Genomic DNA, 22,325 nt, shown 5'->3' with positions numbered 1-22,325 from the left:
TGATGCCCGCACTCCCAGCTCAGGAGGTCGGCGTGCTCTTCGAAAAGCTGATGTACCGGACCGGGCTGCGCAGCGCGCATCTGCAACTGCTGTCGATGGGATCCGTCGGGCTCTGCATCGTCTTTTGGATGCGCGCCGCCAGCTTCGACCAGGACGAGCGCGGCAACGCCGAGCGCCGCGCCCTGTTCGTCGGCCTGTGGGCACCCACGCTGTGGAACATGAGCCAGTCCATGGCGGAGCTGGAGCAGGGGCTCCTCACACAGCCGGACGGCCGCCCCCGACGGGGCAGCGGGCATGCTGCGTGAACGACGGCTGTACCGCGCGTCGGCTGTCGCCGCACTGCACACGCTGTCCGACCGCAAGGTCAACTACGGCCCGCTGACCGGGAACCGGGTGCCCACCTGGGACTCGGGCTGGCACGTCGACTCGCTCTGCCGGCTGTTGGCCCACGAACCGGCCGGTGACCCCGTGCGGGGCGGCCCCTGGGAGATCGCCTGCCGCCTGGTGCGCGACTACCAGTTCGCGGAACCGGCGATCCTGCGCGCCCTGTACCGCACCGACTCCGCACTGCTCGGCCGCGACATGCTCCTGGAAGGCCGGTTCGCCGGGCTCCGGTTCGACATGGGCGTACGGGTGACGTCCGTGATCGACGAGACGCACGGCAGCGGCGAGGCCGCGTCGCGGGTGTGGGGGTGGGCCTACCGGACCCTCCAGGGCCACCTGGAGCAGGGTGAACTCACCTACAAGGTCGTCAAACACCTGCGGACAGGAGCCGTGGAGTTCCGCATCTCCGGCTACTCACGGCGCGCGCCGATGGCGAACCCCGTCGTCCGGGCCGGCTTCGCGGTGTTCGGACGCGGGACGCAGCTTCGCTTCTACCGCGCCAGCGCCCGGCGGCTGCGGCGGCTGCTGCACGCGGAACTCCACGGCGCGCCACCGCTGACGGCCGAGATCCTTCCCGGATACGACAACATCGCCCTCGCGCCCACCCCCCGGCCGCACCTGTCCCCCGGCACCTGACGGGGACGCCGCCGGGTGACGGCCGGAGCTTCTTACTGAGGGGTAGGCACGGCATTTCGCTTGTTATACAGTCCGTCTAACAAGAGGCGTGCGGCGTCTCGGGACGCCGCATCACGCCCGTGGCCAGTCGGGAACGGCCCGCTATCCGAACCGAGGAGTCGCAGCATGGCAAGCAGCACCACCCGGCCGGACATTCCGCACCTCGCCGAGGAAGACGGCGTCGCCCGACGGCTGTTGGACTCCTCGGCGACGCTGTCGTACGACCCGCAGACCGAAGTCGACTGGGACACGCCGTTGGATGAGGACTTCCACGGCACCAGCCCGGAGTGGAGCACCCTGTTCGGCACCGCCTACTGGGCGGAGCTGACCGACGCGCAGCGCAAGGAGCTCACCCGGCAGGAGGCCGCGTCGGTCGCCGGTACCGGCATCTGGTTCGAGATGATCCTGCAGCAGATGATCCTGCGGGACATCTACGCCAAGGACCCGTCCGACGAGACGGTGCAGTGGGCGCTGACCGAGATCGCCGACGAGTGCCGGCACTCGATCATGTTCGCCCGTGGAGCCAAAAAGCTCCGGGCGCCCGCCTATCAGCCGCGCCGCGTCGCCCGTGAGCTCGGCCGGGCCTTCAAGACCCTCGCGTTCGGGGAGGCCGCCTACGCCGCGATCCTCGTCGCCGAGGAAGTCCTCGATGTCATGCAGCGGGACTGGATGCGGGACCAGCGGGTCGTGCCGTTCGTCCGCACCATCAACAACATCCATGTCGTCGAGGAGTCGCGGCACATGAAGTTCGCCCGCGACGAGACCCGCAAGCGGCTGGCGAAAGCAGGGTGGCTGCGCCGTCAGATCAACGCCTTCGTGATCGCCGTCGCCTCCTACGTCATCGTCACCAGCATGGTGAACAAGAAGGTGTACGCCCACGCCGGGCTGGACGAGAAGCGCGCGCTCGCCGAGGCGCAGGCGAACGAGCACCACAAGTCCATGCTGCGCTCCAGCTGCGCGGGGCTGATGGAGTTCCTGGCCTCGGCCCGGCTGCTGACCAGGCCGGCGCTGGTCTTCTACAAGCGCGCCCATCTGATCTGACCCGGCCCGCCGCAGCCCGCCCGGGCACCGCCACCGCGCGCCCCGACACCGCCCGCCCACCACTGCACGCCGCCCACAGAACTGGTCCCATGACGTACGCCATCAGTCAGAACTGCTGCAACGACGCCACCTGCGTGTCCGTCTGTCCGGTCAACTGCATCCACCCCGCCCCCGGCGAGCCGGGCTTCGGCAGCACCGAGATGCTCTACATCGACCCCGCCACCTGCATCGACTGCGGCGCCTGCGCGGACGCCTGCCCGGTGGACGCGGTCTTCCCCGTCGAGAGCCTCACCGGTCCGCAGCAGGCGTACGCCGAGATCAACGCCGCCTACTACGCGGACGCCCCGACACCGCAACCGGCGGCCGACAGCCCCATCTTCCACTCCTGGGACGAGCCGGCCTTTCCCCGTACCCTGCCCGCCGACTTCACCGCGCCCCGGGTCGCGATCGTCGGTACCGGTCCGGCCGGCATGTACGCCGCGGAGGATCTGCTGCTGCACACCGCCGCCGAGGTCACGCTCCTGGACCGGCTCCCGGTGGCCGGTGGGCTGGTGCGGTACGGCGTGGCGCCCGACCACCCGGCGACCAAGCGGATCGGGGACGCCTTCGCCCGGTTCCACGACCATCCGCGGGTGCGGATGCTGCTGGGCGTGGACGTGGGCAAGGACATCACCGCGGACGAGCTGTCCGCCCACCACGACGCCGTCGTCTACGCGGTGGGCGCCCCCGGCGACCGGCGGCTGGGCATCCCCGGCGAGGAGGCGACCGGCTCCCTGCCCGCCACCACCTTCGTCGCCTGGTACAACGCCCACCCCGACGTCCCCGCCGACGCGGTCGACCTGTCCACCGAGCGCGTCGTCGTCGTCGGAACCGGCAATGTCGCCCTGGACGTGGCACGCATCCTGCTCACCGACCCGGAGGAGCTGGCCGGCACGGACATCGCCGACCACGCGCTCGACGCGCTGCGGGCAAGCGCCGTGCGGGAAGTCGTGCTGCTGGCGCGCCGAGGCCCCGAGGACGCCGCCTGCACCCGGCCCGAACTCCTCGCCCTCACCCAACTGCCCGGTATCGAGTTGGTCGTCGACGACCACGACCCGCGTACCGGCCCGGCGATCGACGCAGCAGGTCCACGGGACAAGGCCGCCCTGCTGCGGGAACTCCCGCGCGAGCAGGTGGACTTGTCCGGGCCGGTGCCGACGGGCGGCCGCCGGCTGATCTTCCGCTTCCACTCCGCGCCGCTGGCGGTGCAGCACGACGGCGGCACGGACCGGACGAGTCCGGGCGTGGTCGGCGTTCGCGTCACCGGAAGCGCCGGTGGGACCGGCATCCGCACAGGGATGCTGCTGCGAGCCATCGGCTACCGCGGCGCGCCGCTGCCCGGGCTGCCGTTCGACGAGGACAGCGGCACGGTCCCGCACGACAAGGGCCGGGTGACCGGCCGGACCGGCAGCTATGTCGTGGGATGGATCAAACGCGGCCCCACCGGGGGCATAGGTACCAACCGCGCCTGCGCCGCCGAGACCGTCACCACCCTGCTCGGTGACGCGGCCGACGGTCTTCTTCCGGCACCCGCCCACTCGGGAAAGGCGTTCCGGCGCCTGGCGCGCCGCCGCAGCCGCCATGTCGTCGACGCACGCGGGCTGGCCGCCATCGACCGCGCCGAGCAGGCCCGCGGCAGCCGGACCGGCAGACCGCGCAGCAAGCTGGCCACCGTCCCCGAACTCGTGGCCGCCTCGAAGACCCGCCTGCCCCTTTCCCGCTGACCGCATCAGGACGGCCGCCTTCAGGGCCGCCGAGTTCCGCAGCGGAGCCCACGGGGCACCGACTGAGCCGTAGGCTGGCGAACCGTGACCGCAGAGATGGATCTCTCCGCCCTCCCCCGGGAGGAGTTCGCCTTCCCCGGCCCGCTCCGCGACCGGCTGGTAGCGGCGATTCTCGCCGGCCGGAAGACGGCCACGACAGGGCTTCTGCGGGCGTACGAGGCTGCGGACGAACCGCTGCCCGAGGTGGGCCGCCGCGCCGTCGTGGTCGACTCCGACGAGCGGCCTGTCGCCCTCATCGAGGTGACGGCGGTACGTGTCGTGGGCCTCGGCGACGTCGACACCGCACACGCCCTCGCCGAGGGCGAGGGCCACGGCACCCTCGCGGAGTGGCGCGCAGCCCACGAGAGGTTCTGGCACGGGAAGGAGATGCGCCGTGAGCTGAACGACCCGTCGTTCACCGTGGACGAGAGCACGCCGGTGGTACTGGAGCGGTTCCGGCTGGAGCGGGACCTCAGGCTCGCCACCTCGGACGGAGAACGTCGAAAGAGCACATCGGGATGACAGCGGGCCCGCTTCCGGCCTTTGGCGACAGTGTGCGGCGACGAAGGTCGGAGCCGGTGGGAGCCGCTTCGCCGACCGTCACTCGATCGGCAGAGGCACACGAAACGGCGACCGGCGGCTGCGTGGCGAGCCGAGCCGCGCGCAGGTGGTCTGAAGCAGACTGGTGCCATGGGCAACCTCAGCTCGCCGGAACCATCCGGAACACCGGGAACACCGGAGGCGCCCGCGCGGCGCTTCCCCCCACGACCGGAGAGCGTGACGGCGGCCCGGCACTTCGCACGGGCCGCCTTGGACGGTCTGGCGTCCCAGGTGGTGGACACCGCTGAGCTGCTGCTGAGCGAACTGGTGACCAATGCCGTACTGCACGCCCGCACCGAAGTGGAGGTGTCGGTCTCCCGCTCCGCCGATCGGGTCCTGGTGCGGGTCGGTGATCACCTGCCGTCCCGGGGAGTGGTGCCGCAGGAGCACCGGCCGTATCCCAGCACGGGGCTGGGGCTGGTCGTGGTGGAGGAGCTGGCGTCACGCTACGGGGTCGACACCGGTGAGGGGCGCAAGACGGTGTGGTGCGAGCTGGGCCCCACCGACCTGTCCGCACCGCCCTCCAGCTGGCAGGCCGCGACGCCGCCCGCCGGCCCCCACGACACAGTGACGCTGGTCGACCTGCCGGACGCCCTGTTCATGGCGTCCCGATATCGCCGCCACGCCCTGCTGCGCGAGCTGACCCTCGCCGTCTTCGCCGGAGCGGATCTCGGCGTACGGCCGCAGGAGCTGGAGACGGCGCACGACATGAGCAATGTGCTCAGCGCCTGTGTGACGGCCGCCCGGGAGAACCAGCCCTCCGACGCGGACATCCGCTCCCTGCAGGTGTCGGTGCCGGCGGACGCCACGCCCGCGCTGTTCACACTGCGGCGGGTACTCGGGCTGGCCGAGGAGGCGGCCCGCGACGAGCGGCTTCTCACCCGGCCGCCCCTCCCGCAGAATCGCATCTTCCACCAGTGGCTGTTCGACCAGATCACCAGTCAGCTCGCCGGTGGGCAGCCCACCGCCTGGACGGTGGTACCCCGCGAGCCGGGCGCCAGCCCCTCCGAGCTGGCGTCGTGGGACCCCCGCCAGGTGCGGGACAGCAGGGTCCCGACCGTCGCCGCCGACGAGGAGGACCGGATCCTGGCGGCGAACGACCCGGTGGCGGACATGCTCGGCTGGCAGCCCGACGAGCTCGTCGGGCAGCAGCTGACGGTGCTCATTCCCGAGCACCTGCGGGAGCGCCACCTGGCGGCGTTCACATCACTGCAGCTCACCGGCCAGCCCCGTATCCTCGGCCGCTCCGTACCCCTGCCCGCCCTGCACCACGACGGCAGCCTGGTCCCCGTGCGGCTGCTCATCCAGACCCAGGAGACGGTCGACGGGCGCACCGTGTTCGTCGCCCAGCTCTCGCCGCGCGCGGCCGGCCCCTCCGGTCCCGCTCCCCGCAAGGAACGGACGCCCGCGCCCTCGGAGTCGGCCGACCAGTACGAGCAGGCCGACCAGTACGAGCAGGCAGCCGCGGAGCCGGTGGCGGTGGGGAGCGGCGAGGGCGACGTCTCGGCGCTGGAGCGGCTCTCCCTGCTGTCCGGCACCCGCAGCGCGCTGAGTGGTACCTCGGATCTGTTCGAGGGGCTGCGGAAGGCGTGCCGCATCCTGACCCAGCGGCTGGCCGACTGGTGTGCCCTGGATCTGCTGGACGAGCGCGGCCTCGTGGACCGCGTCTGTGTCGCCCATCGCGACCCCCGGCGGGTGACTCCCGATGTCCGGGAGGGCCGGCTGCCTCCGGTGACGGAGGCGGCGCGGGGAGCGCTGGCCCGGGTGTTGCGGGGTGCGGGGCCGTTGCTGTTCACCGAGATCCCGGCGGCACATCAGGCACAGAACCCGTTGGACGCCCGCCACCTGGAGCTGTTCGAACAACTTGGCGGAAGCAGTGCTGTGGTCGCCCCGCTACGGACCCGGCGGGAGATCCTCGGCGCCCTGACCGTCGCCCGTGGCGAGGGCAGAAGGCCGTTCACCGAGGAGGATCTGCCCCTGGTCGACGACCTGGTCCGCAATCTCGCCCTCGGTGTGGACAACGTCCGCCTCTATCAGGAAACCCGGGACATCGCCGAACGCCTCCAGCACTCCCTCCTGCCCGCGCTGCCGGACATCCAGGACCTCCAGCTGGCCGCCCGCTACGCCCCCTCCTCCAGCACCGCCCAGGTCGGTGGCGACTGGTACGACTGCTTCGTCGTCCCCAACGGCGAGACGGCGCTGGTCATCGGGGACGTCGCCGGACACGACCTCGACGCGGCCATCACCATGAGCCAGCTGCGCAGCATGCTCCGCGGGATCGCCGTCGACCGCCAGGAGCCGCCCGAAGCGGTGCTCCGCCGGTTGGACCTGGCCAACCACAGCCTGTACCGCGAGGCCACCGCGACCTGCGTCTATGCTCTCGTCAAGAGGTCCGAGCGCGGATCCTGGGAGCTGAAGCACTCCTCCGCCGGGCATCTGCCGCCGCTGCTGACCACCGCGGACGGGGAGACCCGCTACCTGGAGAACGGGGCGGGCCTGCTGCTCGGTATGGACCCCGAGCAGCGCCGCCCCACCGCCGTCGATCCGCTCCCCGCGCATTCGACGGTGCTGCTCTACACCGACGGTCTGATCGAGCGACGCGGCGAATCCCTCGGCGACGCCATGGCCGTGCTGCGGCAGCACACGGCCGCTCTGGCACACGAACCCCTCGATGTCTTCTGCGACGAGCTGCTCATCGGGCTCGGCGCCGACAGCACCGACGACATCGCGGTCCTCGCCGTCCGCCCCACCCCGCGGGACTGAGGACTACGGCAGATAGCGGGGAGGCCGCCAGGCGTCGAGCCGCCGCTCCACCGCGGCGCCCAGCGCCAGGAGTTCGGCGTCCTGATGGTCACCGGCCATCAGCAGCAGGCCGACGGGCAACTTGTCCACGGACCCGGCGGGCACCGACAGAGAGGGGTATCCGGCCACCGCCGCCGGGGTGGAGGACGGGATCACATCGTTGTCGCCCCGCGCGCAGTCGGTCGTCCAGGCGGGCGGGTTCGTCGGGGCGGCGATGGCGTCGAGGCCGTGGTCGGCCATGGTCTCGTCCACGGAGCGCCGGGACAGGTCGGTCAGTTCGGCGCGCATGGCCCGGTACTCCGGGTCGGTGGTGCCGGGCGCTGCGAGGGCCTGCTCGAACAGCTCCTGACCGGCGAAGCAGGTCTGCTCGGCCGGGTGGTCGCGGTTGAACTCGATCAGTTCCGCGAGGTTGCGCGGCCCCTGGCGCGTGGCCAGATAGGCGTTGATGTCGCGGTGGAACTCGCTCAACAGCGCCGGGAATTCGAGCTCCGCGAGCCGCTTCTGGTACGGCGGCGTCACCTCGACGACCTCGGCCCCCGCGCGGCGCAGCTTCTTGGCCGTACGGGTCATCAGAGCGTCCACCTCGGCCCCGAGCCGCGGCAGCCGCCACAGCCCGATCCGTTTGCCGTGCAGCCCGCCGGGGCGCGTCGGCTCCGCTTGGAGACCGCGAAGGCCGGCGTGGCGTGCGGTGTCGTCCTCGCTGAGCACGGCAAGGGTGAGGGCGGTGTCGATCACGTTGCGGGCCATGGGTCCCGCGGTGTCCTGCTCCGCGGAGATGGGGACCACCCCCGCCTGGCTGACCACTCCGAGGCTGGGCTTGTGACCGACCACCCCGTTCATCCCGGCCGGACACACGATCGAGCCGTCCGTCTCGGTGCCGATCGCCACCTGTGACAGCGAGGCCGCGAGCGCGGCGGCCGAACCGGAGGACGACCCGCACGGGTTACGGTGCAGCGCGTACGGGTTGCGGGTCTGGCCTCCCACCGCGGACCAGCCGGATGTCGGCTTCGCCGCCCGGAAGTTCGCCCACTCCGACAGATTGGTCTTGCCGAGGACGACCGCCCCCGCCTTGCGCAGCCGGGTCACCAGCGCGGCATCGCGGTCCGGGGGAGCGCCGGCCAGCGCCAGCGACCCCGCCGTGGTCGGCATGTCGCGGGTGTTCACGTTGTCCTTGAGCAGCACGGGTATACCGTCGAGCGGACCGCGCGTGCTGCCGCGGCGATGTCTGGCGTCACTGGCAGCCGCCTGCCGCATGGCTGCGGGATTGGTGTGCAGCACCGCGTCGATCTTCGGGTCGACGGCCTTGATCCGGCGCAGATAGGCGCTGGTCAACGCGGAGGAGGTCAGCGAACCGTCCGCCATGCGGGCCTGCAGCTGCGGGATGGTCACCGTGTCGAGGTCGACTCCGGGCAGCCGAGGCGAGCCGGTCGCCGCCGGTGCCCCGCCGCCATCGGGCGCGGCGGCCTCCGCCCGCGGATTCGGCGCGCCGGTCAGCGTGGAGCCCGCGAGCAGGGCGGCGATCAGCGTGGCAACGCTCCTCTTCCTCATGGAAATCAGCCGACTACATCCCAAGGCCCCGCGCAAGGAGGCCGTACCGGCCACAACGGCCCGCCGGGTCCCTCCAGTTGCGTCCTGTCAGCCGGCGTGCCAGCCGGACCAGCGGCCGACCGCGATGGCCACGACCGGCCCTGCGGGTGGACGCGAACCGTACTGCTGCGGGTACTTCTCCCCCAGCAGGCGCACGTACCGCGCGGAGGCCGACGATACGTCGGCGGTCGGCAGCACCTCGGCCGTGCCGTCGGCGCGTGCCCACCACAGGAGGTCCCAGTCCTCGTCGTAGTGGTCGGCGAGGAGGCACACCTGGGGGTGGGCTTCGATGTTGGCCAGCCGCTTCAGCCGGGCCGTGCGCTTCGGTTTGTGGTCGACGGCGAACACCACCGTGTCACCGGTCACGGCGAACACCACGGGAACCAGGTGCGGACGGGTGGAGCCGTCGATCGTCGCGAGGTGGGCGACCCGGGCCCCGGCGAACCGCTCCCGGGCCCGGCTGTCCGTCATCCCGGGCACGAGTGCTCCGGCCGGCTCAACGGAAACGCCCGGCGACGTCGGCGAGCTGGTCGAGGTAGGAGAGCGTGTCGGCTTCCGGCTTCGTCGGCAGGTAGAACAACACACGCTCCACATCGAGCCGGGTGTACTTCTCGATGACCTCCGGCTTCTTCGACACCGCGTAGACGGTCACCGGAACGTCGCGGCCGGCGATGTTCCGCATCCGGTCGATCTGCGGCCCCAGTTCCTCGGGCGGCACGCTGTTGGCCAGCCAGGCGTCGCCGAGGGCGGCCACCCGTTGGAAGGCGCCCTCGCCGCCGCCCACATAGATGGGCGGGTGGGGCCGCTGGACGGGCTTCGGCCAGGAGTAGACGGGCTCGAAGTCGACGAACTCGCCGTGGAACTCCGCCTTGTCCGCCGTCCACAGCTCGCGGATGGCCCGCAGCCGCTCGTCCACGAGACGGCCCCGGGTGCGCGGGTCCGTGCCGTGGTTCTCCATCTCCTCCCGGTTCCAGCCGACGCCGACCCCGAAGACGGCCCGCCCGCCGGACACCAGGTCCAGGGAGGCCACCGCCTTGGCCGTGGTGATCGGGTCCCGCTGGGCCACCAGCGCAACGCCGGTGCCCACGAGGAGCCGTCGCGTCACCGCCGCGACCGCGCTGAGCGCGACGAAGGGATCCAGCGTGCGGTAGTAGATCTCCGGCAGATCGCCGCCGCCGGGATACGGCGTGCGGCGAGCCACCGGGATGTGTGTGTGCTCGGCGATGAGCAGGGACTCCAGCCCCCGCTCCTCGACGGCGCGTCCCAACGCGGCCGGCGCGATGCCCTGGTCGGTGAGGAAGGTCGAGACACCGAACTTCACTGCGGCTCCTTCGGTTCCGGGAACGTGCAGGGACTCTTCCGGGAGGCGGTTGCACGGCCCCGGCCGAGATACCCCGCTCGGGCCCTGTGCAACATCCCGTGCGTCCGAACGGCGTACCGATCGGGCCCGCCCGGGCGGCGCCGCCCCGCTGCGGCACCGGACGACGCCTCGGCAGTCGGGACCGCGACCGTACGCGCTGCTAGGCGAAGCGCGCGGTGTCGCCCGCGCCGGCCCGTACGATCTGGGCAGCGCCCTCGGAGAAATCGACCACGGTGGTCGGCTCGGTGCCACAGTCACCCGAGTCGACCACGGCGTCCACCACATGGTCGAGCCGTTCCTTGATCTCCCAGCCCTGGGTCATCGGCTCCTCCTCGTCCGGCAGCAGAAGGGTGCTGGACAGCAGCGGCTCGCCGAGTTCGGACAGCAGCGCCTGGGCCACGACGTGGTCGGGGATGCGGACTCCGACCGTCTTCTTCTTCGGGTGCAGCAGCTTGCGGGGCACCTCCTTCGTCGCGGGGAGGATGAAGGTGTAGCGGCCCGGGGTGGCCGCCTTGATCGCGCGGAACACGTCGTTGTCCACGTGCACGAACTGGCCGAGCTGCGCGAAGTTCTGGCACACGAGGGTGAAGTGGTGCCTCTCGTCGAGGTTGCGGATGGAGCGGATGCGGGACATGCCGTCGCGGCTGCCCAGCCGGCACCCCAGAGCGAAACAGGAGTCCGTCGGATACGCGATGAGCGCGTCGGCCCGGACGCTGTCGACCACGGTGCTGATGGTGCGCCGCTGCGGGTTGTCGGGGTGCACGTCGAAGTACTTCGCCATCCGCCGAGCCTAAACCGAAGCCGCGCCGGACAGGTCCCGGGTCAGCTCTGGGCGGTGGGACGGACGACGATCTCGTTCACATCGACGGTGTGCGGCTGCTCGACGGCGAACGCCAGGGTCCGGGCGACGGCCTCGGGTGGGATGGCGATCCGGTCCCGGGCCTGCGAGATCTCGGCACGGATGTGTGGGTTCGTCGACGCTTCGGCGAACTCGGTGTCCACCATGCCCGGCGAGACCGTCGTCACCCGCAGCGCGTCGCCGGCTTCCTGCCGCAGCCCCTCGCAGATGGCGCGCACCGCGACCTTCGTGCCCGCGTAGACGGCCATGGCGGGAACGACGCGGAACGCCGCCGTGGACGCGGTGGTGATGAAGTGTCCGGAGCCCTGCGCGCGGAAGACCGGCAGTGCGGCGCCGATACCGTGCAGCACACCCTTGATGTTGACGTCCACCATCCGGTCCCATTCGTCGACGCGCAGATCGTCCAGCGGGGAGACCGTCCCGATCCCCGCGTTGCTGATCAGTACGTCGAGCCGGCCGAAGCGCTCCGCGGCCAGGGCGACCAGGGCCTGCAGATCAGCACGCCGGGTGACGTCCGTGCGGAGCTGCACGGCGCTGCCGCCCGCCTTCTCGATCCGGGTCACCAGGTCCCCGAGGCGCTCGGACCTGCGGGCGCCCAGCACGAGCCGGGCGCCCCGTTCGGCCAGCAGCAGTGCGGTGGCCTCACCGATACCGCTGCCGGCTCCCGTGATCGCCACGACCTTGCCGTCGATTCCCGTCATGATGCCTTCCCTCTCGCTTCCTCGCGGGGCGCCGCCGCCCCGCTTCGGCATCAGTCTGCGGAGGGCCCACCCTGGTATACAGAGCCCGTTCGTTCTGGAACCAGGAGTGCCACCCACCATGTCGAAGAATCCCGGTCAACGCCGTGAGCTGGGCACTTTCCTGCGCAGCCGGAGAGAGCGGGTCACGCCCGAACAGGTCGGCCTGCCGCGGAGCGCCCGGCGCCGGACGCCGGGGCTGCGCCGGGAGGAGCTTGCGCTGCTCGCCGGGATCAGCGCCACCTGGTACACGTATCTGGAGCAGGGCCGGGAGATCCACGCCTCGGACCAGGTACTCGCCTCGCTGGCCTCGGTGCTGCGGTTGAACCGGCACGAGCGCGGACATCTCTTCCAGCTCGCCGGTCGTACCCCGGCGGCGGAGGCTGCTGCGGCCGAGGCGGGGGGATCCGAGCCGCTCGCGGCCGAGGTGGCGGCCGTTCCGCTGCTGCTCCAACCGCACCCGGCCTACATCATCGATGGCGTCTACGACCTGCTCAGCCACAATCCGGCAGCCGAGGAGCTGTTCCCCTCGCTCACCGCGGAGGCGGACCGCCCGCCGAACTTCGCCCGCTGGGTCTTCCTGGCACCCGTGGCGCGGGAGGTGCTGGTCGACTGGGAGCGGGAGGCGCGGGGGCTGCTCGCCCGGTTGCGCACGCTGTCCGGGCGGCATCCCGGTGATCCGCGCCATGCGAGGCTGATCGACGAGTTGCACGCCGGAAGCGCGCAGGTGCGCGCCTGGTGGCCCCGGTACGACGTGGAGCCACGGCGCGGTGGACGCAAACGGCTGCGGCGTGCGGGCCACGGGGTGACCAGTTTCGCGTACACCGCTTTCCACCTGGCCGGACAGCCGGAGCAGACGCTGGTGATCTACTCCGACGAAAGACAGGCAGCCGAAGAGGGTTGACGACGGGACGCAGGACGGGCGGCGGTGGTTGCAGGGCGGGGCGTCCGTGCGGTCAGGGGCGGTCGTCCTCGCGGGGGCGGCGGTCGAGCACCAGGTCGGCGGCGGCGGCGCGCACCTCGGCCCGGGTGCGGGGGCCGTGGTCGGCAGCGATGAAGTGCGCGCCGATCGCCACGCAGAAGGCGAGCAGGCTGCGGGCCTCGACCTCGATCTCGTCGGAGCAGAAGGTGCCGATCATCTCCCGCAGCAGCGCCATACGCCGGTTGTCCACCCGCCGCAGCCGCTCGGCGACCGCCTCGTCGCGCCGGGCCCAGTCGCGGACCGCCAGGTCGAGCGGGAGCAGGCGGTCGCTGGAGAAGGTGAGCATCCCGGCGCGCTGGATCTTGGTCTTCGGGTCGCCGCCCTCGCGCTCGACGCGGTCGATCACCTCGTCGGTGCTCTCCCGCTCCCAGGTGTCGAGCATCGCCTCCAGCAGCGCGTCGCGGTCCGCGAAGTACCCGTAGAAGCCGCCTTTGGTGACGCCGAGTTGTTTGGCCAGTGCCTCGACGCGGACGGCGTCCGGCCCGCCGACGGCCAGCGCCCGCAGCCCCTCCTCGATCCACCGGTCACGGGGTGTGCGTACAGCGCCCATGGTGTGTTCCACCTCACTTCTCCGCTATGTATACGCCATCGTACAAGCGGATTAGCCTCGCATTTATACGCCATCGTATAACCGATCGGAGCCAGAGATGACCGTGGGTTTCGCCGCCTTCCACTACCCGCGCGCCGAGCACTTCGAGGAATTCGTCGACCGTGCCCACCAAGTGGGCGCGTTCCTGCGGGCGAAGCCCGGGTGCCTGTCCGCGGAGATCTGGGCCACCGCCGACGGCGACTCCGTCGTCACATGCGGGCGGTTCGAGTCCCAGGAGGCCCTCGGCGCGGCACTCACGGCCGCCCGCGACCTGGGCGCCGTCACCGCGTTCGACGACCGCGAGCACAAGCCCCGCCAGATCTTCAACCTCCTCGCGCGCTAGCGAGCGCGGAGCCGGGCACGGACGACGAGCGGCGGCGGGAGCCGGGCCGTCGTCGACCGCAACAGGCCCCCCGGGCCCCGGAGTTCCTGGTACCCTCACCGCCGCACGGGGGTGTGCGGGATAGCGGCAGGTGGCCGGGATATCGAACAGGAGGGGGCTCCGTGCATTCCCCGACGGGCGGGTTCGACGCCTTTTTCGAGCGGCACCACGCTGAACTCGCCCGACTGGCCTACTTGTTGCTCGGCGACGCGGAGGAAGCCGACGACCTCGCCGCGGACGCGTTCGTCGCGATCTGGAACCAGTGGGACCGGGTGTGCACGGCCGACCATCCCCTCGCGTACGCCCGCGGAGTCGTCACCAACCTCGCACGCGGCCATATACGCAGCCGCGCCCGCGAACGCCGCAGGATCGCGCTGTTCTGGTCCCGGCACCAGGAACCCGCCGAGGGCCCGGACGTCCCCGCCGTCCTGGACGTCCGCGAGGCCCTCGCCCGGCTGCCGTTCCGCCGACGCGCCTGTGTGGTGCTGCGGCACGCCTTCGACGTCCCGGAACGCGAAACGGCCCGCATCCTGGGGATATCGACCGGCACCGTGAAGAGCCAGGCGTCGCGCGGCATGGCTCAGTTGGCACAGCTGCTGGCATCCGCCGAGCAGGGCGCGGGCCGTAGCGTGGGCACCGTTCTGGCGCTACGCGGAAGGAAGGCAGGACGGTACACCTGATGAACGTGCGCGAGGAGTGGGAGGAGACCGAGGCGGGGCAGCGGCTCGACGCCCGGTTGCGTGCCGCGGCCGACGCTCACCAGCCGGACCGCGCACGGATGCTCGCCCGGATCGCGCGAGCCACCCAGGAGCCCGGCGCCCGGAAGCAGTCGCCCCGCCCCTCGCCGCCCCGCTCCTGGCCACGGGTGGCGGCCGTGGTCGGCGCCCTCGTCATGGTGCTCGGCACCGGTGGCGCCGTCGCGCTGTGGGCCCAGGGAGACCGGCACACCGCCGGGGACGGCCGGCCTGCGACGGTACGCACCTCGCCCTCCCCCGGTGGAGACGCCCGGACGGGCGGGGCCGGTGGACTCCCGGCAGTCGACGGCCCACTGCGGTCGAGCGGTGCGACGGCCCGCGACGACAACGACTACTGGTCGCAGACCGAGGTCACCGTCCGTACGAAGAAGCGGCTCACCACGCTGACCGTGGAGCTGCGCATCGCCGAACGGTCGCCGCTCACCTCCACCGGTTCCTGGCGCACCCGCCCGCCCCGGGACTTCGACGTCGATGTCCGGCACGCCCAGGGCGCACTCGTCTACCGCTGGACGCTCAAGGAGGGCCGTACGGTACCGCCCGGGCGCCATGTGTTCGCCGGGCAGTACGACCACGGCTCGGGCAGGCGGAGCGCGGCAAACGACACCTACACGGTCTCGGCCACTGCCGAGGGCCGCGGATACGCCGTCGGCGGCGCAATCGGCTAGGGCACCGCGCCGACGGACCCCAGGGGGAGGGTGCCCGGCAGCAGGGCACCTCGCCCGGGCGCCGTGTGTCAGCTCCCCAGCAGGGTGCGCAGCCCCGGCTGGAGGCGGTCCCCGTGGGCTTCCACCATGGCGTCGCACAGCTCCCAGATGCGGTCCGGCGACAGGGTGGCGGCAGTGGCCGGGTCGGTCATGGCGGCCTGCCGGACAAAGGTCGGCGCGTCCTCCCGGGCGGCGCGCACAACCAGGTCGGTGGTGCTCAGATAGGTGCGGTTGAGGGCGGCCAACTGGGCGGGGAGCGGTCCGGTGCGGGTGGGCTGGACCCCCGAGTCGTCCACCAGGCAGGGCACTTCCACGGTGCCCTCGCTGGGCAGATTGCCGATCAGTCCGCGGTTGGGGACGTTTCCGTAGACGGTGCGCGGTGTGCCGGTGACGATGCTGTGGATGATCTGCGGCGCGTACTCCATCGTCCCCTCGACCTGCAGCGTGCGCCCGGCGGCGAGGGCGTCCCGGGTCCTTTCGTACTCGGCGACGTTCTCGGCCACGATGTCGAGATAGGCGCCGACGGGCAGCCTGAGGCGGTCGATCTCGCTGTCGTGGTGCAGATACCAGGGCACGTACTCGGCGGAGTGCTCGCTGGTCTCGGTCGGGTAATAGCCCAGCCTGCGGTACATGTCGACGCGGGTGCGGCGACGCAGCTGCGCGTCCTGTTCGATCAGCGCGTCCAGCTTGGCGTACAGATCGGTGCCGCCGTGGCGGAACTCCAGCACCCACGCCTGGTGGTTGACGCCCGCAGCCCGGTAGGTCACCTCCTCGAAGGGGACGCCCACCAGCTCCGACAGGCCGTGCATGGTCCAGTGGACCGAGTGGCACAGGCCCACCACCCGGGTCAGCCCGGTGGCCTGGACGAGGTACTGCACATTCATGGCCATCGGGTTGGTGTAGTTGAGCAGCCAGGCGTCGGGGCAGACCTCGGCGATGTCCTCACCGAGTGCCTTGAGCAGCGGGAAGGTGCGCAGTCCCCGGAAGATCCCGCCGATGCCGAGGGTGTCGCCGATGGTCTGCCGCACCCCGAAGCGTGCGGGTACCTCGAAGTCGGTGCGGGTGGCCTCGCCCATACCGACCTGGACGCTGTTGATGACGAAGTCGGCGCCGGTGAGCGCTGCGCGGCGGTCGGCGTGTGCGGTGATGTGCGGGTCGGCGCCACGCGCCTGCGCGATCTGCCGGGCGGCGGCCACGGCCGTCTCCAGCCGCTCGGGGTCGATGTCGTGCAGGGCGATGCGCGCGCCGCGCAGCTCGGGGAAGGCGAACAGGTCGGCGAGCAGCCCCTGGGTGAAGACGACGCTGCCGGCGCCGATGAAGCTGATCTTGGGGGTGGTGCTGGTGGTCATGATGCTCTCTCAGTCGGTGGTGGCGAGAGGGGCCGCCGTATGGGCGCGGGCTTCCTCCCAGGTGGGCTGGGCCGGGGTGCCGCCGTGCGCGCGGGTCGACAGCGCGCCGCACACGGAGGCGAGTTCGAGTGCTTCGGGGAGCGGGAGGCCGGCGAGGTTCGCGGCGATGAACCCGGCATCGAAGCTGTCGCCCGCGCCGACGGTGTCGCGCGGGGTGACGGTGATACCGCCGGTGTGCACCAGACCGCGGCCGTCGTGCGCGAGGGCGCCGTCCGCGCCGTTCTTGACGACGGTCACCGGCCCGCGTGCGGCCAGCCGCGCCGCGGCCTCGGCGGGCGAGCCGCCGCTGCCGGTACCGGCAAGGGCGAGGGCCTCGGCGGCGTTGGGCAGCAGGAAGTCGGTGACGGGGAGCAGCGCGGCCATCCCGTCCGGGTCCCAACGGCCGGCGGGGTCGTCGTTGGTGTCCAGCGAGGTGGTGGCGCCGTGACAGCGGGCGGTACGCAGCAGCGCCGGCAGCGTCCGCGCCAGCCGGGGCATGAGGAAGTAGGAGGCGGCGTGGACGTGCCGGGCGGCGGTCAGCAGCCCGGGCGGCACATCGGAGCTGCTGGTGGAGGCCAGGGTGCCCGGGCTGGTGAGGATGGCCCGGTCGCTGCCGGGCCCGTCGCCGCGGGTGACGACGACGGTCAGCGGCGTGGGCAGTTCGGGGTCCACGCCGAGCGCCGCGGTGTCGACGCCTCGTGCGGCGAGCGCGTCCCGTACGAAGTGTCCGGCCTCGTCGTCGCCGACACGGCCGACGAGTGCGACCGACAGCCCCAGCCGGGCCGCCCCGCAGGCCGTGATCGCGGCGGAGCCGCCGAGAGTGAGGGCCCCGGAGCCGACGAGTTGTTCGCGCTGCCCGAAGGCGAGGGGTTCGTCCAGCGGTCCGACGACGACATCCGGGTTGGCGTCGCCGAGAACGACCAGATCGTGGCTGTGCGGCATGGTTGCTGTTACCCCTTGAGGCCGGTGGAGGTGAGGGAGCGGATGAACGACTTCTGCGCGCCGAGGAAGGCCAGCAGCACGGGCAGCACGGTGAGCACGTTCCCGGCCATCACGGCGGACCACCGGGTGTGGTGCTGTCCCTGGAAGGTGGTGAGGCCGAGCTGAAGGGTGTACTGGGTGTCGTGGTTGAGGGCGATCAGCGGCCAGGTGAGGTCGTTCCAGGTGGTCAGGAACGTCAGTACGGCCACGGTGCTCAGCGCGGGGCGGGACAGCGGCAGCACGATGGTGAACAGCACGCGCAGCCGCGAGCAGCCGTCGAGCCAGGCCGCCTCCTCCAGTTCGCGGGGCAGCGAGAGGAAGAATTGCCGCAGCAGGAAGACGGCGAACGGGGTGACCAGTGACGGCACGATCAGCGCACCGAGCGTGTCGATGAGGCCGAGCCGCTTCATCACCAGGAATGTCGGGATCATCGTCAGCTGGAACGGCACGGCCATCGTCGCCAGCATCAGAACCAGCAACACCTTGGAGCCGGCGAACCGCATACGGGCGAAGGCGTAGCCGCCCAGCGATCCGAACAGCAGGTTGGCGGCGACCGCGACGGCCGAGACGATCAGCGAGTTGAGGAACCAGCGTGGGAACAGCGCGTTGCCCAGCACGTACCGGTAGCCGCCCAGGTCGATGCCGGAGGGCCACAGGGCCGGGGGGAACCGGTTGATCTCGGCGTCGCTCATCACCGAGCTGAGCAGCAGCCACGCCAGCGGCAGTGCGAACAGCAGGGCCAGCGGCGCCAGCAGCAGATGCCACGCGCTGAAGGGCAACCGCGGGCGCCGCCGCCCGACGCCCGGTGCCGCGTCGGATGTCGCGTTGCGCGGCTGTGTGCCGGGACGGGGCGCTGCGAGGGTCATCGTGCGGCTCCTTGCGGGTGCGTACGGCCACGGACGACCCGCGTCACGACACCGATCAGACACAGCGCGAAGGCCAGTACATAGGCGGCTGCCGCGCCGTATCCGGCGGTGAAGCTCTTGAACGCCTGCTCCCAGATGAAGTAGACGATCACCGTGGTGGAGCCGAGGGGCCCGCCCTTGGTCGTGACGTACACCAGGTCGAACACTTGGAGGGACTGGATGGTCTGCCACAGCACCAGGAAGACGGTGACGGGCGTGAGCGCGGGCAGGGTGACGTGCCGCAGCACATGCCGGCGGCCCGCGCCGTCCAGCCGTGCCGCCTCGATCAGCGACTCGGGGACGTCCTGGAGCGCGGCGAGGTAGACGACGACGCAGAATCCGGTACCGCTCCACAGCGTGATGCCCACCAGCACGGCGAGCGCCTGCCCGGGGTCGGTGAGGAAGCCCTGCGGGGACAGGCCCAGCCGGGACAGCACCGAGTTGGCGGCGCCGAACTCGGGGTCGAGGATGAAGGAGAACAGCACCCCCTGGGCCGTCGCCGAGACCACGAACGGTACGAAGATCAGTGTGCGGTAGAGGCCGACAAGGCGTATCCGCCGGTTCAGCGCGAGGGCCAGCGCCAAACCGCCGACCAGGCTCAGCGGCACGAACAGCACGGTGAACAGCAGGGTGTTGCGGATCGCCTGGCTGAAGTGCGGATCGGCGGCGAGCGCCCGGTAGTTGTCGAGCCCCACCCAACGGCTCGGGGTGACCAGGTCGTTGGCCTGGAACGACAGCAGCAGCGACCAGACCACGGGCAGCACGCTGAGCCCCAGGATGATCAGCACCGCGGGCGAGACGAAGGCCCATGCGGTGGCTGCTTCCCTGCGGTGGGCGTCCCGCAGACGGCCGCTGGGCCATCTGCGGTGTGCGGTCCCCGGTCGGGGTGCGGGGGCTCCGGGACCGGGGTCGGACCGGTCGGCGGGTGGGTCCGCCAGTGTCAGCGGCGCGGGATGGTGTGGCATCGGGGCTCCTCAGCGGGGAATCAGGAGGGCGGCGTCGGCCTCGTCGGCGCAGGCGCGCATCGCGGCGCGCGGGCTGCTCCGGCCGAGCAGTACGGAGATGAGGGCCTGCCCCAGCGCCTGGGAGATCTCGGGGTAGGCAGGGTGGTTCGGGCGTACCCTGGCGCCCTCCAGCGCCTTGGTGAAGGTGGCGAGGCCCTCGCTGCGGCGGGTCTCGCGCTGCCAGCGCGGCAGTTCCTGCGCATGCCTGCTCAGCGGCAGACTGCCTGCCTCCGCACCCCAGCGCACGTCCTGGGCCGGACGCATCAGCCAGTCCACGAAGGTGCGGGCGGCACGCACCCGTGCGGACCCGTTGTCGAAGACGGTCCAGGTGTCGGGTCCGGAGATGGTCGCGGGCCGGCCCGAGAAGCTGGGCAGCGGGACCACATGGTGGTCGATCCCCGCCTTCCGGATGTCGGGGAGCTGCCAGGGGCCGGTGATCGCCATGGCCATCCGGCCGCCCTGGAAGACCTGGTACATCTGCTCGCCGCCGGGTTTCGGGTCGACGTAGACGCTCTTGTGCCTGACCAGGTCCTCGACGACCTCCAGCGCCCGCACCCCCTCCTTCGCGAAGCCGATGCTGCGCCCGTCGTCCGCGATCACGTCCCCGCCCAGGTCCCAGACCATGGGCCACAGCCGCCAGACGGTGTCCTCGTCACCGGCGCCGGGCCAGCCGGTACCGAAGTGGCCGGCCCCCTTGTCGGTCAGCTTCCGGGCGACGGAGACGAAGTCGTGCCACCGCCAGCCGGCCCGGGGCAGCGGCACGCCCGCCCGCGCGAACAGCTTCTTGTTGCAGACCACGGCCAGCGCATCCAGCAGCGCCGGCGCCGCCCGGACCCGGCCGTTGAGGGAGACGGCCTCCCGGGCGGGGGCCCAGTAGCTCTTCCACGGCGTATCGGCGGAGCCCACGGTGTCGGTCAGATCGACGACCTGCGGGCTGCGGGCGACGTTGGCCAGATCGGAGCCGAAGACGTAGGCGATGTCGGGGTAGGCGCCCGAGGCGAGAGCCGCGGTGATCTTCTGCAGCATCGAGTCGGCCAGCACCCCGCCCCCCATGTCCACCCGGATGTGCGGATGGCTGCGCTCGAAGTCGGCGACCAGGCGGCGCAGCGCGGCCCGTGCCGTATCGGCCTGGCCGTGCCACAGCTCGATGGTGACCCGGCCGTCGGCACCGACGCCGTCGCCCGGACCGGTGCCGCAGCCGGGCACAGCGGCCCCGGCCAGCGCCGTGAGCGCCAGCGCGCCACCTCGGCGCAGCACCCGGCGACGGGAGGGCGACGGGGCGGGGACGCTGAGGGGTACGGCCATCTGTACCTCCGGATGAAGGGGTGCGGGCGGCGGCTGGGCCGCGGGACATGCGAGCAAGTGCGGGGCCGCGTCGGGAACGCGAAGGGGAGCGCGTTCCCGACGCGGGAGCCGGGACCACGCGGTGCGGGGCGCGGGCCCCGGGGTACTCGGGCACTACCGCCCGGCAGGGGTGCGGGCGCTGCCCGGCGCGGTTCGCCGGACGGTCCATCGGCGGGTGCGGGCGGCGTGGCCGGCCCTCGGCTCACCGGGCCCCGGCCGCCCGTCATCGGCTCCCAACCGCCCGCCGCCTCAGCGGGAGCAGGGTCGCGGCGAGGCCGTGGGCGGGGCGCTGTCGGGGCGGGGGCCGGGGCCGGGAGCAGGTGCGCGACGGTGCCGACCGGCAGCCGTCAGCAGGTCTCCCGGACGTAGTCGTCGTGCGACGGGGGGCGGACGTCCAGGTCCCGGCGGACGATACTGAGCTGGTCGCTCCAGCCCTCGCACGCGGTCGCCAGGCCGTCGGCGGTGTACTCGATGACGAAGACCTCGTCGCCGAACGCCTTGGTGTAGGTGCCGCACTCCTTCCATTCGCCGCACTGCTCGGCGATGGCGAAGTCCAGCCCGTTGTCCTTGCGGGACGTGGCCAGTTCGGCGGCGTTCTTCTGGCCGATCGCCAGTCCCTTGCTGTGCGCGTGGCCGGACAGCCTGCGGATGAGGTCCTGGGCCTGATCGGTCGTCAGCAGCCCCTCGGACCGGTCGTAGCTGTCGTAGTTGTCCGGCTCGACGGCCTGGAAGCCCTTGGCGGCGCAGGAGTCGATCCAGGCGTTGACCTTCTTGGCGATCCGCTTGCGCTTGTCCGCTGTCCGGATGTCGAGGAGGGCCTCACCCTTCCATTCGCCGTCGTAGACGACATCGCCGGACTTGTCGCGCAGCAGCAGGTCGGAGTCCCAGCTGTCCTCGGCACCGGGCTGCGTCTGGAAGGCGTTGACGTAGCAGATGTTGTACAGCCCCTCGGCGGGCTGCACGGAGTGGTCGCGGCTGACCACCCGCACGCCGTCGGGGGGCGTGTACGGGCCGCCGATCTGGTAGTCGAACCCGGCGTGTGCCGGAGGAAGTGTCACGTCCTGCGCCGCCCGGGGCTCGGCCACGGGCTCGGTTTCGGCCGAGGCCGAGGAGCTGTTCGCCTGCGCGGCCGCCAGCAGCAAGGTCGCGGCAGCGGCGGCGGCGCCGAGAGCCCGGTACGGACGTCGACGGTCGGAATGCATCGTCGAACTCCAGGGGGTGGAGGGCACGTCCCCGCCTCGGACACACAGGGGTCCTGGCGACTCAGTCCGGGCTCACGGCGCACCGCATACCGGCTGGGCGTACCTCTGACGTCGAGAACTCGCCTACGACGTGCAACGGAGTAAACCGACCTCCAACACCCGGTGTCAAGAGCTCGAAACTGCTCGAAACAGCGCCACTTGACGCAACTTCGCGCAGAATCCGGGAGAGTCCCGTACCCGTT

Annotated in this window: 22 protein-coding genes; 10 read left to right on the top strand and 12 right to left on the bottom strand. The window is 71.8% G+C overall.

The features are described from left to right. The first annotated feature begins 2 nt into the window (after nt 1–2). From JW613_RS20370 to JW613_RS20345, 6 genes are all read left to right on the top strand, one after another. Nucleotides 3–305 carry a hypothetical protein gene (locus JW613_RS20370; protein WP_209212264.1) on the top strand — a complete coding sequence of 101 codons (303 nt, stop codon included), beginning with the start codon at nt 3–5 and terminating at the stop codon, nt 303–305. Then, nucleotides 295–1,020, top strand: coding sequence for a DUF1990 family protein (locus JW613_RS20365; RefSeq protein ID WP_209212263.1), 726 nt, complete (start codon nt 295–297; stop codon nt 1,018–1,020). Before JW613_RS20370 ends, JW613_RS20365 begins: the two co-directional genes overlap by 11 nt. A gap of 165 nt (nt 1,021–1,185) precedes the next feature. Continuing rightward, nucleotides 1,186–2,100 (top strand): AurF N-oxygenase family protein, encoded by a 915-nt coding sequence (locus tag JW613_RS20360; protein ID WP_209212262.1) that lies wholly within the window; start codon nt 1,186–1,188, stop codon nt 2,098–2,100. 89 nt (nt 2,101–2,189) lie between these two features. Next, entirely contained in the window at nt 2,190–3,863 is a 1,674-nt protein-coding gene (locus JW613_RS20355; protein ID WP_209212261.1) for an FAD-dependent oxidoreductase, read from the top strand. 96 nt (nt 3,864–3,959) lie between these two features. Then, nucleotides 3,960–4,424, top strand: coding sequence for an ASCH domain-containing protein (locus JW613_RS20350; RefSeq protein ID WP_209212394.1), 465 nt, complete (start codon nt 3,960–3,962; stop codon nt 4,422–4,424). Nucleotides 4,425–4,592: 168 nt separating this feature from the next. Further along, on the top strand, nt 4,593–7,265 hold the full coding sequence (locus JW613_RS20345; RefSeq protein ID WP_209212260.1) for a SpoIIE family protein phosphatase: 2,673 nt from the start codon (nt 4,593–4,595) through the stop codon (nt 7,263–7,265). Between the two features lie 3 nt (nt 7,266–7,268). Here the strand turns inward: JW613_RS20345 and JW613_RS20340 are convergent, their stop codons facing one another. The 5 genes from JW613_RS20340 to JW613_RS20320 form a co-directional block, all read right to left on the bottom strand. Then, on the bottom strand, nt 7,269–8,852 hold the full coding sequence (locus tag JW613_RS20340; RefSeq protein ID WP_209212259.1) for an amidase: 1,584 nt from the start codon (nt 8,850–8,852) through the stop codon (nt 7,269–7,271). Between the two features lie 87 nt (nt 8,853–8,939). Beyond that, nucleotides 8,940–9,362, bottom strand: coding sequence for a TIGR03668 family PPOX class F420-dependent oxidoreductase (locus JW613_RS20335; protein WP_209212393.1), 423 nt, complete (start codon nt 9,360–9,362; stop codon nt 8,940–8,942). 25 nt (nt 9,363–9,387) lie between these two features. Further along, nucleotides 9,388–10,212, bottom strand: a complete 825-nt coding sequence (locus tag JW613_RS20330) for an LLM class F420-dependent oxidoreductase (protein WP_209212258.1) — start codon at nt 10,210–10,212, stop codon at nt 9,388–9,390. Nucleotides 10,213–10,411: 199 nt separating this feature from the next. After that, a complete protein-coding gene (locus tag JW613_RS20325; protein ID WP_099877709.1) occupies nt 10,412–11,032 on the bottom strand; it encodes an L-threonylcarbamoyladenylate synthase in 621 nt (206 codons plus the stop codon). A gap of 41 nt (nt 11,033–11,073) precedes the next feature. Beyond that, on the bottom strand, nt 11,074–11,811 hold the full coding sequence (locus JW613_RS20320; protein ID WP_209212257.1) for an SDR family oxidoreductase: 738 nt from the start codon (nt 11,809–11,811) through the stop codon (nt 11,074–11,076). A gap of 118 nt (nt 11,812–11,929) precedes the next feature. Here JW613_RS20320 and JW613_RS20315 point away from each other — a divergent pair, with 118 nt between their 5' ends. Further along, nucleotides 11,930–12,751 (top strand): helix-turn-helix transcriptional regulator, encoded by an 822-nt coding sequence (locus tag JW613_RS20315; RefSeq protein WP_209212256.1) that lies wholly within the window; start codon nt 11,930–11,932, stop codon nt 12,749–12,751. Between the two features lie 52 nt (nt 12,752–12,803). Here the strand turns inward: JW613_RS20315 and JW613_RS20310 are convergent, their stop codons facing one another. After that, complete coding sequence (locus JW613_RS20310; RefSeq protein WP_209212255.1) at nt 12,804–13,379, bottom strand: TetR/AcrR family transcriptional regulator; 576 nt, start codon at nt 13,377–13,379, stop codon at nt 12,804–12,806. A 97-nt stretch (nt 13,380–13,476) separates the two neighbouring features. Here JW613_RS20310 and JW613_RS20305 point away from each other — a divergent pair, with 97 nt between their 5' ends. The 3 genes from JW613_RS20305 to JW613_RS20295 all read left to right on the top strand — a co-directional run bounded on the left by JW613_RS20305 (nt 13,477) and on the right by JW613_RS20295 (nt 15,220). Next, nucleotides 13,477–13,761: an antibiotic biosynthesis monooxygenase gene (locus tag JW613_RS20305; protein WP_209212254.1), complete on the top strand. Its 285-nt coding sequence runs from the start codon at nt 13,477–13,479 to the stop codon at nt 13,759–13,761. A gap of 161 nt (nt 13,762–13,922) precedes the next feature. Next, nucleotides 13,923–14,480 (top strand): SigE family RNA polymerase sigma factor, encoded by a 558-nt coding sequence (locus JW613_RS20300; RefSeq protein WP_209212253.1) that lies wholly within the window; start codon nt 13,923–13,925, stop codon nt 14,478–14,480. Then, entirely contained in the window at nt 14,480–15,220 is a 741-nt protein-coding gene (locus JW613_RS20295; RefSeq protein ID WP_209212252.1) for a hypothetical protein, read from the top strand. Before JW613_RS20300 ends, JW613_RS20295 begins: the two co-directional genes overlap by 1 nt. Nucleotides 15,221–15,288: 68 nt before the next feature. Here the strand turns inward: JW613_RS20295 and JW613_RS20290 are convergent, their stop codons facing one another. The 6 genes from JW613_RS20290 to JW613_RS20265 all read right to left on the bottom strand — a co-directional run bounded on the left by JW613_RS20290 (nt 15,289) and on the right by JW613_RS20265 (nt 22,083). Then, entirely contained in the window at nt 15,289–16,608 is a 1,320-nt protein-coding gene (locus JW613_RS20290; RefSeq protein WP_209212251.1) for an alpha-glucosidase/alpha-galactosidase, read from the bottom strand. A 9-nt stretch (nt 16,609–16,617) separates the two neighbouring features. After that, nucleotides 16,618–17,589 carry a carbohydrate kinase family protein gene (locus tag JW613_RS20285; protein WP_209212250.1) on the bottom strand — a complete coding sequence of 324 codons (972 nt, stop codon included), beginning with the start codon at nt 17,587–17,589 and terminating at the stop codon, nt 16,618–16,620. Between the two features lie 8 nt (nt 17,590–17,597). Beyond that, nucleotides 17,598–18,494, bottom strand: coding sequence for a carbohydrate ABC transporter permease (locus tag JW613_RS20280; protein WP_209212249.1), 897 nt, complete (start codon nt 18,492–18,494; stop codon nt 17,598–17,600). Further along, nucleotides 18,491–19,498 (bottom strand): carbohydrate ABC transporter permease, encoded by a 1,008-nt coding sequence (locus tag JW613_RS20275; protein ID WP_209212248.1) that lies wholly within the window; start codon nt 19,496–19,498, stop codon nt 18,491–18,493. The genes JW613_RS20280 and JW613_RS20275 overlap by 4 nt, the downstream gene beginning before the upstream one ends. A gap of 9 nt (nt 19,499–19,507) precedes the next feature. Then, nucleotides 19,508–20,842 carry an extracellular solute-binding protein gene (locus JW613_RS20270; protein ID WP_209212247.1) on the bottom strand — a complete coding sequence of 445 codons (1,335 nt, stop codon included), beginning with the start codon at nt 20,840–20,842 and terminating at the stop codon, nt 19,508–19,510. Between the two features lie 386 nt (nt 20,843–21,228). After that, the gene (locus JW613_RS20265) at nt 21,229–22,083 is read right to left on the bottom strand and encodes an endo alpha-1,4 polygalactosaminidase (protein ID WP_209212246.1); all 855 of its coding nucleotides are present in this window, start codon (nt 22,081–22,083) and stop codon (nt 21,229–21,231) included. Nucleotides 22,084–22,325 lie beyond the last annotated feature (242 nt).

Source organism: Streptomyces smyrnaeus, assembly GCF_017676345.1.
GTDB lineage: Bacteria > Actinomycetota > Actinomycetes > Streptomycetales > Streptomycetaceae > Streptomyces > Streptomyces smyrnaeus.
Note: the sequence above shows the minus strand (reverse complement) of the source record. Positions and strands in the feature narration are given on the sequence as shown.